At 63.7% G+C, this 13,324-nt stretch carries 12 protein-coding genes; 11 read left to right on the plus strand and 1 reads right to left on the minus strand.

Annotated features, from left to right (window positions below):
• Positions 1-38 precede the first annotated feature (38 nt).
• The 9 genes from CI601_RS04330 to CI601_RS04370 all read left to right on the plus strand — a co-directional run bounded on the left by CI601_RS04330 (position 39) and on the right by CI601_RS04370 (position 10,767).
• A complete protein-coding gene (locus CI601_RS04330; RefSeq protein ID WP_024627458.1) occupies positions 39-758 on the plus strand; it encodes a Crp/Fnr family transcriptional regulator in 720 nt (239 codons plus the stop codon).
• A 41-nt stretch (positions 759-799) separates the two neighbouring features.
• The gene (locus CI601_RS04335) at positions 800-3,061 is read left to right on the plus strand and encodes a transglycosylase domain-containing protein (protein ID WP_121914434.1); all 2,262 of its coding nucleotides are present in this window, start codon (positions 800-802) and stop codon (positions 3,059-3,061) included.
• A gap of 134 nt (positions 3,062-3,195) precedes the next feature.
• Positions 3,196-4,557: an NADH:flavin oxidoreductase/NADH oxidase gene (locus CI601_RS04340; protein WP_183129746.1), complete on the plus strand. Its 1,362-nt coding sequence runs from the start codon at positions 3,196-3,198 to the stop codon at positions 4,555-4,557.
• An 8-nt stretch (positions 4,558-4,565) separates the two neighbouring features.
• Positions 4,566-5,309 carry a polyprenol monophosphomannose synthase gene (locus tag CI601_RS04345; protein WP_121914435.1) on the plus strand — a complete coding sequence of 248 codons (744 nt, stop codon included), beginning with the start codon at positions 4,566-4,568 and terminating at the stop codon, positions 5,307-5,309.
• A 219-nt stretch (positions 5,310-5,528) separates the two neighbouring features.
• Positions 5,529-6,380 (plus strand): DeoR/GlpR family DNA-binding transcription regulator, encoded by an 852-nt coding sequence (locus tag CI601_RS04350; RefSeq protein WP_183129747.1) that lies wholly within the window; start codon positions 5,529-5,531, stop codon positions 6,378-6,380.
• An 82-nt stretch (positions 6,381-6,462) separates the two neighbouring features.
• Complete coding sequence (gene galT / locus CI601_RS04355; RefSeq protein WP_121914436.1) at positions 6,463-7,746, plus strand: galactose-1-phosphate uridylyltransferase; 1,284 nt, start codon at positions 6,463-6,465, stop codon at positions 7,744-7,746.
• Complete coding sequence (galK, locus tag CI601_RS04360) at positions 7,743-9,005, plus strand: galactokinase (protein ID WP_121914437.1); 1,263 nt, start codon at positions 7,743-7,745, stop codon at positions 9,003-9,005. Before galT ends, galK begins: the two co-directional genes overlap by 4 nt.
• A 114-nt stretch (positions 9,006-9,119) precedes the next feature.
• Positions 9,120-9,392 (plus strand): ACT domain-containing protein, encoded by a 273-nt coding sequence (locus CI601_RS04365; protein ID WP_024627463.1) that lies wholly within the window; start codon positions 9,120-9,122, stop codon positions 9,390-9,392.
• Between the two features lie 10 nt (positions 9,393-9,402).
• Positions 9,403-10,767 carry a PFL family protein gene (locus CI601_RS04370; protein WP_121914438.1) on the plus strand — a complete coding sequence of 455 codons (1,365 nt, stop codon included), beginning with the start codon at positions 9,403-9,405 and terminating at the stop codon, positions 10,765-10,767.
• Positions 10,768-10,782: 15 nt separating this feature from the next.
• On the opposite strand, the gene CI601_RS04375 is transcribed toward CI601_RS04370, so the two are convergent.
• Entirely contained in the window at positions 10,783-11,436 is a 654-nt protein-coding gene (locus tag CI601_RS04375; protein ID WP_121914439.1) for a tRNA (cytidine(34)-2'-O)-methyltransferase, read from the minus strand.
• A gap of 112 nt (positions 11,437-11,548) precedes the next feature.
• On the opposite strand from CI601_RS04375, the gene CI601_RS04380 reads away from it, so the two are divergent.
• Together CI601_RS04380 and CI601_RS04385 are read left to right on the plus strand one after the other, a co-directional pair.
• Complete coding sequence (locus CI601_RS04380; protein WP_121914440.1) at positions 11,549-12,541, plus strand: A/G-specific adenine glycosylase; 993 nt, start codon at positions 11,549-11,551, stop codon at positions 12,539-12,541.
• 30 nt (positions 12,542-12,571) lie between these two features.
• Positions 12,572-13,222 (plus strand): hypothetical protein, encoded by a 651-nt coding sequence (locus CI601_RS04385; protein ID WP_121914441.1) that lies wholly within the window; start codon positions 12,572-12,574, stop codon positions 13,220-13,222.
• The last annotated feature ends 102 nt before the right edge of the window (positions 13,223-13,324 follow it).

A 13,324-nucleotide genomic window follows, 5' to 3' on the forward strand; every position in this document is an offset into this window, starting at 1 on the left:
TGCAGACCCGCCAGACATGGCGAAAAGGAGTGCGGAGTATGGCGGTTCACAAGCCCAACGAGATTCCCGATGACGGGAACGCCCTCAGGCAGACCGCCCTATTCAAACAGGTGCCCAGGCAGGATGCCGACCAGCTTTTGGACACCATGCACGAGTCCACTTATGCCAAGGGGTCCACGGTCTTCCGGCAGGGGGACACCGACCACCGGATGTATCTGCTGGAGGAGGGCAGGGTCAAGCTGGTTCGCCAGTCGCCCGACCGCCGCATCCAGCTGCTCAGTATCCATGGACGTGGGGAGATCCTGGGCGAGATTCCCGTCTTTGACCCCTCCGGCGGGCCGCGTACCGCCTCGGCTGTGGTCATGGTCAACAAGACCAAGGTGGCTGCCCTGGATCACGATGCTCTCTTTGACTGGCTCAATCAGCACCCCAAGGTGGCTGTGGACATGCTCCAGGTGTTGGCCCACCGCCTGCGGACCGACAACGAGCGCATCTCCGACCTGGTCTTCCTGGACGTGCCGGCCCGTCTGGCCAAGACCCTGCTGGATCTGGCCACGCGCTTCGGCGAACCCTTCGAGCAGGGGCTGATGGTCCCTTACGATCTGACTCAGGAGGAGCTGGCCCAGCTGGTCGGTGCCTCACGGGAGACCGTCAACAAGGCCCTGATGGACTTCTCCAACCGGGGATGGATCTCTCGCAAGGGCCGTACCATCATCATTTTCCAGCCAGGACCGCTGATTCGACGCTCACGCATGTGAACGCCGCTGTCCGGTAGAGCCAACGGCCTAGGATGGAGACCATGCCCGAACAAAAGAAATCCATGTCGGTCAGGCGCTTTTTCACGCTGCTGCTGGCTTACCTCATCTTCTGCGTCGCAGGTGGCGTGGTCGTCTCTGGTTTTCTGTTCCCCGCAGTCTTCGGCATCAACGCCGTCTCCAAGAATCTGATGCCTGCCCTGAAGACGGAGAACATCGACTTCAACGTCAATGATCTGCCCCAGCAGTCCCGCCTTTACGCCTCCGACGGGCATACCGTCATCGCCACTTTCTACGCGCAAAACCGGATTGTGGTACCCATCAAGGATGTTTCTGACTACATGCAGAAGGCCGTGGTGGCCCGTGAGGACCGTCGTTTCTTCGAGCATGCGGGCGTGGATACCCAGGGCGTGCTCAGGGCCTTCATCCAGACCTACATCAAGCAGGGTGACACCCAAGGTGGTTCCTCCCTGACCCAGCAGTACGTCAAGAACGTGCTCATGAACCAGGCCGAGGAAAACAACGACCCCATCGCTGAGTACCACGCCCAGGAGGAGACCATAGCCCGCAAGATGCGGGAGATGCTGATAGCGGTGCAGATGGAGAAGAAGTACTCCAAGGCCGAGATTCTTCAAGGGTACTTGAATATCGCCCAGTTCGGAACCAACGTCTACGGGGTTGAGTCGGCGGCCAGGCGCTATTTCAGCAAGTCGGCCAAGGAGCTGGATCCGGGCGAGTCGGCCACCATCGCCGCCGTGACCAAGAATCCCGCACGCTTCGACCCAACCGTCAATATCAAGGCCGCTCAGGAGCAGCGGAACATCGTCCTGGATCTGATGAGGCAGGAGAACTACATCAGCCAGCGTCAGTATGAGGAGAACAAGGCCAAGCCGCTGGATCAGATGCTGCATGTGCAGTCTGCGGACGCCGGCTGCCAGGCGGCCGGGGACGCGGCCTTCTTCTGCGACTACGTGACCAAGCAGATCCTCAACTCCAAGGAGTTCGGCAAGAGCCAGGAGGATCGCAACAAGCTCCTCAAGGAAGGCGGCTTGGACATCTACACCACCATGGACGTCAATGCCAACGCCGCAGCCATGAAGGCGGCTCGGGACACCATCCCCGTGGATGATCCGACCGGCTTCGAAGTCACGATGGCGGCCATTCGCCCGGGTACCGGCGAGGTTTTGGGCTTCGGCATCAACCGCATTTACGATGCCACCCAGAACTCCGGCGGTGGCACCCGCACGGCCATCAACTATGCAGTGGACCAGCAGGACGGCGGCGGCTGGGGTTTCCCCGTGGGCTCCACCTGGAAACCCATCAATCTGGTGGCCTGGATGAAGGCCGGCAAGTCCATCAATCAGCCCCTGCGCACCTCTACCAGCTATCCGCAGACCGCCTTCGCCTGCAAGACGGCTGACGGTACCTCCTACGGATTCGGCACTGGCAGCTGGCACGTTGAGAACTCGGGCGGCGGCACCACTTCGCCGGAGAGTCCCCTCCAGGGCCTGATCCGCTCGCACAATACCACCCAGGCCTCCATGGCCCAGCAGATTGGCCTGTGCAGCATAGCGGACACAGCCAAGGACATGGGCTACCACAATTCGCCCAAGGACCAGATGGACATCCACTCAGACAACAGCTTCCAGCCGCCCATGACCATCGGATCGGTCCAGGCCTCCCCGCTGACCATGGCCAACGTCTACGCCACCATCGCCGCCAAGGGCGTGGCCTGCAGCCCTATCGCCATGACCAAGGTGATCGATAAGAACAAGCGGTCCATCAAGGTGCCCAAGGCCAACTGCCATCAGGCCATCGACCCGGGCATCGCCGAGACCACCGCCTATGCCCTCAACCAGGGCGTGGTCCAGCCCGGAGGCGAGGCGGCCGTGACCCAACTGGACGGGGGCCGCAAGACCTTCGCCAAGACGGGCACCCATGAGGACAAGTACATGCTGACCGGCGGATTCGTGCCCCAGGTGGCCTCCTTCGTCACTGTGGGCAATGCTGAGGGCCAGGTCTCCTTCAATGGCAAGGTCATCAACGGACGGTCCATGGGCACTTGGTACGGCATGTACATCGCCACCCCGGCATGGAAGGAGTTCATGAACACCTACCTGGCCGCTGCAAACATTCAACCGGACAACTCCTACGGCAACCCCGACGCTCGCTTTACCGGCGGGGTCCAGCCTCAGCAGTCGGCCCCGATGCAGCAGCGTCAGATGACCCGTGGTGTAGGCGTGCAGGAGCCGCAGAGCGAGGGGCTCACTTCGGAAGCGACTCAGAGCGTGCAAGCGGCTGACTAGTACCTGGCCTGATCCGCTTGATGGGTTCCGGCTGGGACCCGAGCGAGGCTGTGCTTACAATGGAGACCATTAGGGATTCGTCGACGGGCGGGACCACGAGGGGTACGGCCGTCCGCCGGGAGAGGCAGGAACAGATGGTCCAGGAATATTCAGAGCTGGATGACAAGGCCCCTCGGGCCGACGGCCGGGTTCATGAGGATCAGGTGATGCCGGGGCCGGTGAGCGGCTCCGGTAGGTTGGATGTTTCCAAACCGATCTGGCCCTTTGAGCCGGATGCCGCCGACAGCAAGAAGAAGACTGGCAAGGCTGCCAAGGGGATCAAATCGTCCAAGAAGGACAAGAAGGCCAAAAGAGTCAAAAAGGCCAGGAAATCAAAATCAGGAAAAAGGCGGGAGACGGCCCTGCCTGCGCTCTTCCAGCCCATGGAACTGCGCGACCAGCACATCCGCAATAGGATCTGGATGCCGCCCATGGACACCTATTCGTCCCTGCGGCATGACGGGGTTCCTACCAACTTCCACTATCAGCACTATGTATCCAGGGCCCTAGGCGGCTTCGGGGTCGTCATCGGGGAGGCCACGGCTGTAAATCCCCAGGGGCGGATCTCTCCCTGCGATGTGGGGCTATGGGATGACGAGCAGACCAGGGCCTGGCAGGGCATCGTCCGGGATGTCAAGGCCGCTGGAGCCGTCCCCATCGTCCAACTCAACCATTCGGGGCGCAAGGGTTCCTCCGGGTGCTCCTCCATGGGCTATATCAACGCCACCGTGCCCGTGGCCGAAGGAGGCTGGCAGCCCGTGGGTCCCAGCCCCATCGCCTTCGGGAGGATGGCGGTCCCGGTTCAGCTCTCGCGGGCGCAGATAGCCTCCATTGTGGCTGACTTCCGTTCCGCTGCCGTGCGAGCCGTTCAAGCCGGCTTCCTGGGAGTGGAGCTGCACGCCGCCCACGGCTACCTGCTTTCACAATTCCTGGATCCCCTGATCAACCGACGCAGCGACGAGTACGGGGGTGACCTGTCCGGCAGAATGCGCCTGCTAATCCAGGTGACCGATGCGGTGCGCGAGGTCATTCCCTCGGGCATGCCCCTGCTGGTGCGCATGTCCGCCACCGACTGGGCCACTGGCGGATGGGGTCTGGACGAGACCATCCGCACCGCCAAGGTGCTCAAGCTGCACGGGGTGGATCTGATTGACGTTTCCACCGGGGGTCTGGTGCCAGGCGTGAAGATCCCAGCCGCTCCCAACTACCAGGTGCCCTTCTCCTACCAGGTGCGCAGTCAGGTGCTGATTCCCACCACAGCGGTGGGGCTGATCACCAAGCCCAGGCAGGCTGACCGGATCGTACGCAAGGGTCTGGCCGATGCGGTCGAGATCGGTCGAGCCAGTCTGCGCGACCCCTACTGGCCGCTCAGGGCCGCCTACAAACTGGGGCTGTCCGCTCAGCAGGCCCCCTACCCTGAGCCATACCGGCGCGGGGCCTACGGCATCGCACGCTGAGAGCGGCCATGGACGCTGTTCGTGGTGGAGCAGGGACCATTGTGGTCATGCCTACGTATCAAGAGGCTGACAATATCGGAGTGACCCTTCCACAGCTGCTGGCCTGCTGCCCGGAAGTCGATGTTCTGGTCGTCGACGACAACTCCCCGGACGGCACCGGTGCCAAGGCCGAGGATATGGCCAAGCGCGACCCTCGCGTGCACGTCCTCCATCGGCATGACCGCCGCGGGTTGGGCCCTGCCTATGTGCAGGGTTTCCGCTGGGCTTTGGGGCATGGCTATGGCCTGATCTGCGAGATGGACATGGATGGCTCCCATCGACCCCAGGATCTGGCCAGGATGCTGGCGGTGGCCCGAGGTGAGGCGCATCCGGATCTGGTCATCGGTTCACGCCGGGTGCGCGGAGGCCGCACTCAACATTGGCCCTGGTATCGGGACCTGATCTCGCGTATGGGATCCTGGTATGCCCGCACCGCCCTGGGATCCTCAGTGCGTGACATGACCGCCGGCCTGCGGGTCTATCGAGCGGATGTGCTCAGGCGGATCGATCTGCGAAGGGTCCGCTCCAGCGGCTACGTCTTCCAGGTGGATATGCTGCGTCGGGTCCAGGCCATGGGTCTGAGCGTCGTCGAAGTGCCTATAGTCTTCGTGGAGCGGGTTCGCGGCAGCTCGAAGATGGATGCCGGGATCGTTCTGGAGGCCATGGTACAGGTGACCCTGTGGGGACTTGAACGGTTGACCCATCGAAACTGACATTGCATCGCCATCGTGTTCGCTTTCTCAGGCGACCCCGCAGGCCCTTGTGGGCGACTTGAAGACAGAATGTGCCTTGGTTGACAGATTGCTGGAATAGCCGCGGCAGGCCTCTGGCATATGGAAGAATGGTCGGGGTATCGAAGGAACATTGATCGTTCGCTCCTGTTTTTGGACCGCGACCACAGTCCAATGGCCGGCTTGCCAATTTGGGCGAATGTGTGCGATAATGTTCGAATGATATCGTCACAACGCCAACACCTGATATTGAACCGGTTGCGTACTCGTGGCGCAGTCCGTATCACCGCCCTCTCCAAGGAGCTGGGCGTTTCCGCCATGACCATCCGTCGGGACATTGCCGACCTGGCGGACAAGGGCCTGCTCAAGAGGGTCCACGGAGGGGCCGTCACCACCAGCTCGCTGCTGGCTGAGCCGCTCTTCTCGGTCAAGTCGCAGATGGACATGGGCCTCAAGGACACCATCGCCCGTCACGCCATCGACTATGTCTCCCCGGGCGACGTCATCGCCATCGGCGGCGGAACCACGGCCTATGTCTTCGCCCAGCACCTCCTGGAGAGCCGTCAGTGCGCCGGCGTGACCCTGCTGACCAATTCCATCCCCGTGGCCGAGCTGGTTCAGGCCATGGAGAGCAAGGACGTGGAGGTCATCGTCACCGGCGGCGTCATCACCCGGTCCAACTCACTGGTAGGCCCCATTGCGGATAAGGTCATCGCCTCCCTGCGGGTCAACACGGTCTTTCTGGGGACCCACTCGGTCTCCATCCCACGCGGCTTCCTGATGCCCAATTCCCTGGAGGCGGCCACCGATATGGCGCTGATGGACATCGCCGACCGGACCATCATCCTGACCGACCATACCAAGTGGAGCTGCACCTCCCTGTCCCTGTTCGCCTCCTTCGACCAGGTGGACACCGTCATCACCGACGACCAGCTGGACCAGGAGTCGGCCGAGGCCACCCGCTCCCTGGTCAAGCGGCTGGTGTTGGTGCCGGTCAACCCCGAGGAAGGCCAGGCTCAACCCACCGAGGGGTCTGAGGATCAGGCTCAATGAGCGGCCGGTCACACTGGGGTGCGCGGGTTGCCATAGCTGGTTGCCATGGATTGTCAATCATCACGGACGATGAAGGAGCAGCATGAAGTCAGAGCAGTATGTCCCTCAGCGGTATGTTCCCGGCGACTACGCCAGGGAGCATATCCGCATCACCCCCACCAGGCTGGCCGACGGGCGCCGGTTCTTCTACCTGGACGATGATCCTGAGTACGTCTCCGGCCGCAGGACCAGGCGTCTGGACGATCCCCGTCCGCTGACCGACCGGTTCGCCCCCCATCAGGATCAGGAGGGCAGGACGGTGCCCTTCCAGCCGCCGCAGATGCGCCGGGACCCTCTGACCGGCGACTGGATTCCCATGGCCACGGCCCGGATGAACCGGCCCATCACCGCCGGTCCGCAGGCCACCGCCAAGGGCAACCCCCTGGCCGCCAGAAAGCCTGGGGATCCCTACCAGGATGGGGAGATCCCCGATGTGGACTACAACGTGGCGGTCTTCGAGAACCGTTTCCCCTCCATGATGCAGGTGCCTAATACCCAGGCGGCCGACCAGCCCTCCCTGGTGGACGGCAACCCCCTCTGGCCGGTGCGCGAGGCCAACGGGCGCTGCGAGGTGGTCTGCTTCGACCCTGATGAGCACGCGTTGCCTGCCGATCTGCCGGTTTCCCGTCTGCGGACGGTGGTGGAGGCCTGGGCCTTCCGGACTGCTGAGATCTCGACCATGGAGGGCATCGAACAGATCTTCCCCTTCGAGAACCACGGCCAGGAAATAGGCGTCTCCCTGGCCCACCCCCACGGACAGATTTACTGCTACCCCTTCATCGCCCCCCGGCTGGAGCAGGAGTTGAGGCAGTGCGCCGACTACCGGGAGCGCACCGGCGGCAACCTCCTGGCGGATATCCTCAAGGCCGAGCTGGACTCCGGACGGCGGGTGGTCTTCCGCAACGCCACCTGGGTGGCCTATGTGCCTGCGGCCGCCCGCTGGCCCTTGGAGGTCCACCTGGCCCCCGTCCGCGACGGGATCCTGAGCCTGGACCAGCTCAACGACCAGGAGCGCTGGGACCTGGCCGTCATGTATTCCACCCTGCTCAAGAGGGGCAACGCCTTCTTTGACAAGGGCGACGGCAAGGGGATGGATCTGCCCTACATCGCCGCCTGGCACCAGGCACCGCTGCACGATCCGCGGCGGGAGGACTACCGGCTCAACCTGCAGTTCTTCTCCTTCCGTCGGGCCGTGGACAAAATCAAGTATCTTGCCGGATCCGAGTCAGGCATGGCTGCCTGGGTGTCGGACACCACCCCTGAGCGGATCGCCGACCGTTTCCGCCAGCTGGGGCCCCTGGACCTGGAGAATGGAGAGAATCAATGACGACGACAGTGGAATTCATGCAGGCCTGGACCCAGGGTGCGGACGGCCAAGGGGCCACCAAGGCCCGGGAGCTCTTCCAAAAGGTCTATGGAGGGGATCCTCAGGGCGTCTGGAGCGCCCCCGGCCGGGTCAACCTAATCGGTGAGCACACGGATTACAACGCCGGGCTCTGCCTGCCCATCGCCCTGCCCCACCGTACCTATGTGGCCGTCAGTCCCAGGACGGACAGCCGGGTCCGTCTGGTCTCCACCATGGATCCGGAGCATCCGGTCCAGGCTGATCTGGATGGTCTTCAGGCTCGGGGAGTGAGCGGATGGGCGGCCTATCCGGTAGGTGTGGCCTGGGCCCTGCAGCGGGACGGCTTCCCTCAGGTTCGAGGGTTCGACCTGGCCCTGGCCTCCTGCGTGCCCGTGGGGTCCGGGTTGAGCTCTTCGGCGGCCATGACCTGTGCCGTGGCACTGGCCCTGGATGACCTGTTCGATCTGGGACTGGGCGGCGACGAGGCTGGCCGGGTCAGGCTGGTCCAGGCTGCCATTACGTCGGAGAACGATATGGCCGGAGCCTCCACTGGTGGCATGGATCAGAGCGCCTCCATGCGGTGTCGATCCGGTTGCGCCCTGCGGCTGGACTGCCGGCCAGAACTGGATGCCATGAGCAATGTGCGCCAGGTCCCCTTCGACCTGGAGGCTGCGGGCCTGGAGCTGCTGGTCGTCGACACCAGGGCCCAGCACCAGCTCAACGATGGCCAATACGATCAGCGGCGGGCCACCTGCGAGCAGGCGGCACATCTGCTGGGGGTGGCCAACCTGCGCCAGGTGGCAGACCAGGTCAATGGCGCTGCTGATCCCCCATCCGCCCTGGCTGCCCTGCTGGAGCAGCTGCCCGATGAGACCATGCGTCGGCGGGTGCGCCACGTGGTCAGCGAGATAGGACGGGTGGACCGCTTTATCGAGGCCTTTGGCAGGGGCGATTACGTCCTGGCCGGCCGCCTGTTCAACGCCTCCCATGACTCCCTGAGGGACGACTACGAGGTCACCTGCCCGGAGCTGGATGAGGCCGTGGATGCGGCACGTCAGGGTGGGGCCTATGGGGCTCGCATGACCGGCGGCGGGTTCGGCGGATCCATCATCGCCCGGGCTGATGCCGGCAAGGGCTCCGATCTTGCCCGTGAGATAGCCGAACGATTCGCCTCCAAGGGATTCAAGGCCCCCAGAGCCCTGATCGCCCTGCCATCATCGGCGGCCGCGCGCGAATCCTGAATCGGACTGCAGACTCTTACGACCCCGCTTCTCCCGGCGCTCCTCTAAGCTGGGGGAGCGGGGTCCCGGTTTTCAGGGGTCCGGTCAAGGGCGAGGTGGATGAGGAGGACGGTCATGGACAAGGCGATCATCACGGTGGTGGGCAAGGATGCCATCGGCATCATCGGCAAGGTCTGCACAGACCTCTCCCAGCAGGGTGTCAATGTGCTGGATATTTCGCAGACCATTCTGGATGGCTTCTTCACCATGATGATGATCGTGGACTGCACCGCCTGTAAGGATGATTTCGACGCGCTGAGCCAGCGGATGGAATCCCTGGGAGAAGAGATCGGGGTCTCCATCCGCTGCCAGCGCGAGGAGATCTTCACCAGGATGCACCGGGTCTGAGGAGGTGGCCATGATCACACGCGACGAGGTCCTTGAGACCAACGACATGATCGACCGGGAGCGCCTGGACGTGCGCACCATCACCATGGGCATCAGCCTGCTGGATTGTGTGAGCGGTGATGTGGACATGCTCTGTCGGAACATCCATCGCAAGATCGTCTCCCTGGCCGGCGACCTGGTGTCCACAGGCGATGCCATAGCCCGTGAGTACGGCATTCCCATCGTCAACAAGCGCATCACCGTCACTCCTATCTCCCTGGTGGCCGCCGGCGCCTGCCACACGGTGGAAGACTATGTAGCCGTGGCCAAGGCCCTGGATCGCTCTGCCCAGGAGGTCGGGGTCAACCTGATCGGCGGCTATTCGGCCCTGGTTGGCAAGGGCATGACTCCGGCCGAGCGGCTGCTGATCAAGTCCCTGCCCAGGGCGCTGAGCCAGACGGAACGGGTCTGCGCCAGTGTCAACGTGGGTTCCACCAGAACGGGCATCGATATGGATGCTGTGGCCCTGATGGGGCGGGTCGTCAAGGCCACTGCCGAGAGCACCGCCGACTCAGACAGCTCCGGCTGTACCAAGCTTGTGGTCTTCTGCAACGCTCCGGACGACAACCCCTTCATGGCCGGTGGCTTCCACGGGGTCAGCCAGGGGTCGGCCGTCATCAACGTAGGGGTCTCCGGGCCCGGCGTGGTCAAGACCGCCCTTGAATCAGCCAAGGGAGCGGACTTCGGGCAGCTCTGCGAGACCATCCAACGTACGGCCTTCAAGATCACCCGCGTGGGTCAGCTGGTGGCCCAGGAGGCCAGCCGCCGCCTGGATGTGCCCTTCGGGATCATCGACCTGTCCCTGGCGCCCACCCCGGCGGTCGGAGACTCAGTGGGGGAGGTCCTGCAGACCATGGGTCTGGAGCAGGTGGGCGCCCCCGGGACCACTGCGGCCCTGGCCATCCTCAACGATCAGGTCAAGAAGGGCGGCATCATGGCTTCCAGCTCGGTCGGCGGGCTGTCCGGGGCCTTCATCCCCGTGTCTGAAGACGCCGCCATGATCCAGGCTGCACAAGAGGGGAGCCTGACCCTGGAGAAGCTTGAGGCCATGACCTGCGTCTGCTCGGTGGGGTTGGACATGATCCCCATCCCCGGGGACACCTCTGCCGAGTCCATCTCGGGCCTTATCGCCGACGAAGCGGCCATCGGCATGATCAATCAGAAGACCACCGCAGTCAGGGTCATTCCTGTCATCGGCAAGCAGGTGGGCGAGTGGGCCGAGTTCGGCGGGCTCATGGGCGGCGGGCCGGTCGTGCCGGTCAATACCCGTTCCTGCGCGGACTTCGTCAATCGAGGCGGACACATCCCAGCGCCCATTCACAGCTTCAAGAACTGAGTGCGCTCGCGGGGTTCAGCGACCACCTTGGAATCCCAGCTGCCGCCAGGCCTCGTAGATGGCGATGGAGGCGCAGTTGGTCAGGTTCAGGCTGCGCAGGCTGGGCCGCATGGGCAGCCTGACCTGTTCGGCCACGTGAGGGCCGGCCATGATCTCCATGGGGTCGGGGATGTCGCCCGGTTCGGGGCCGAACAGGAGGATGTCGTCCGGCCGGTAGCTGACCTCGGTGTAGAGCTTGTCGGCGTGGGCGGTGAAGGCGATGATTCGGCTGTCGGGCATGGAGCGGACCAGGTCGTCGAAGTCCGGGTGCAGGACCACGTGGGCCATGTCGTGGTAGTCTAGGCCGGCCCTGCGCAGCTTGGTGTCTTTGAGGTTGAAGCCCAGGGGCTCTATCAGATGCAGGATGGTGCCGGTCACGGCGCATAGGCGGATGGCCGAGCCGGTGTTGCCGGGGATCCGCGGCGAGTAGTAGCACAGGTGGGGCGTGGAGGTCTTGACCCGGCTGGCCTGATCGGCCTTCATCAGGGCATCCACTACCGATATGGGATTGCCGTGGGCGTCGGTGACCAGCTCGTCGGGACCATAATTCGATTTGCGGTATCCGTACTCGTACATGCTTTCGACGGCCTTCGAGGGGTCGCCGGACCGCTCCTGTTCCTGCCTGTTCATGAGGCCAACCTACCGTCGCCAAACGACAGGCCAGGCAGTGCCGGTCGGCACCGTCGGGCAGAATACGGCGGTTGAATGAGGCGCAATCGGATGGTGAAGGGCGGTGTGACCCATGGAACGTGCGGAGACGACCTTGGCGGAGACGGAGCCCATCCGTCTGCGGCTGTTCGACTGGTGGAGCCGATATGCCCGCGACCTGCCCTGGCGCTTCGGGCGAACCACGCCCTGGGGGGTCCTGGTCTCCGAGGTCATGAGCCAACAGACCCAGATGAGTCGGGTGGTGCCCTACTGGACGGCCTGGATGAAAGTCTGGCCGGATGCGGCCTCACTGGCCGCCGCCCCCAAGGCTGAAGTCATTACGGCCTGGGGCAGGTTGGGTTACCCGCGCCGAGCCCTGCGCCTACAGGAGTGCGCGCGGCAGGTGGCCAGTCAGTACGCAGACCGGCTGCCCCGGGACTACGACCAGCTGGTGGCCCTGCCTGGCATCGGCGACTATACGGCCAGCGCTGTCATGAGTTTTGCCTACGGCGAGAGGATCGCCGTCATCGATACCAACATTCGCAGGGTGCTCTCCAGGGTCTTTCTGGGACGTGAATCCAAAGGGGGCGCTGCCAGCCGAGAGGAGCGCCAGCTGGCCTGGCAGGTCCTGCCTGAGGACGAAGATTCAGAAGTTTCCGATCATCACGTGAACGGTGACGACAGCTCGGGAACGGCTGACCCGCAGATCCCGTCGGCAGCCTGGCGGGAGCCGCCCTCGGCCCGATGGAATCAGGCCGTTATGGAGCTGGGCGCCACGGTCTGTGTGGCCCGCAAGCCGGCCTGCGACATCTGTCCTCTGGCCGGCCATTGCCGTTTCCTCAAGGCTGGTCTGCCTGGTCTGGGTGCAGGCAGGACCAGGCCCCGGCAGCGCTTCGCAGGCACCGATCGGCAGATTCGCGGATCCATTCTCCAGGCACTGCGACAGGCTTCGGGCGCGCCCGTCTCTAGGAAGGATCTGAAATCCCTGTGCGACGACGAAATCCGACTTGATCGGTGTATCGCCTCCCTGGACGAGGACGGCCTTCTGGAGATCGGCCCAGATGGCCTCCTGAGTCTGCCGCAATGAAGGCCGCCCTGACGATTAGACTGGAGAAGTATGGCCAAGCGACGCATGAGCGAGAAGAAGCGGCGGATGTACCGTCGCCGGAGGATTGCGGCCGCCCTGCTGGCGGTGCTCTTCCTGCTGGTCTGCGCTGGTCTGGTCTGGGGCGTGGGGGCCGGCATCCGAGCACTGCGTGGAGGCAATGGGGCCCAGGGAACCTCGACCAGTGTCCAGCAGAGCTCGAAGACCAAATCCAAGAACAAAGACAAGCAGAAGAAGGATTCCGGCAAGAAGCGTTCCTCAGGAGCTCCTGACTGTGGCAAGGAGGACTTGGCCTTGGAACTGGCCGCGCCCGATCCCAGTACCGGGGTCGGCGGATCCATCGACTTTACGGCGACCATTCGTCACAAGGGAACGGGCTCCTGTCTGGTGGACGGCTCCGACGGCGGCCGGGTGCTGATTATCACCAGCGGCGAGGAGACCATCTGGCGTTCCGACGCCTGTCCGGTTGGGGCTCGCACCCTGCTCATGGCCACCGGCGACAAGGACGTGCAGACCATCACCTGGAATGCCGACAGCAGCCAGGACAGCTGCCTGCCCGACGATCAGCTGCCCCGCGTCAATGCCGGCTCCTACCAGGCCAAGCTGGTCCTCAAGGCCAATCCACGGGTGGTTTCCCAGCCAGTGCCGGTCATGGTCCAATAGCAGCTTTCCAAAAACGACACGCCGATTGCGTCCATGGTTATTGTCTGCTATAGTTTTGTCTTTGCATGAGGTGTGTCATATAGCGGGCATGCATCATCGAGG

Origin of the sequence: Bifidobacterium sp. wkB344 (genome assembly GCF_003688305.1) — a bacterium.
In the GTDB taxonomy this organism is placed as follows: domain Bacteria; phylum Actinomycetota; class Actinomycetes; order Actinomycetales; family Bifidobacteriaceae; genus Bombiscardovia; species Bombiscardovia mizhiensis.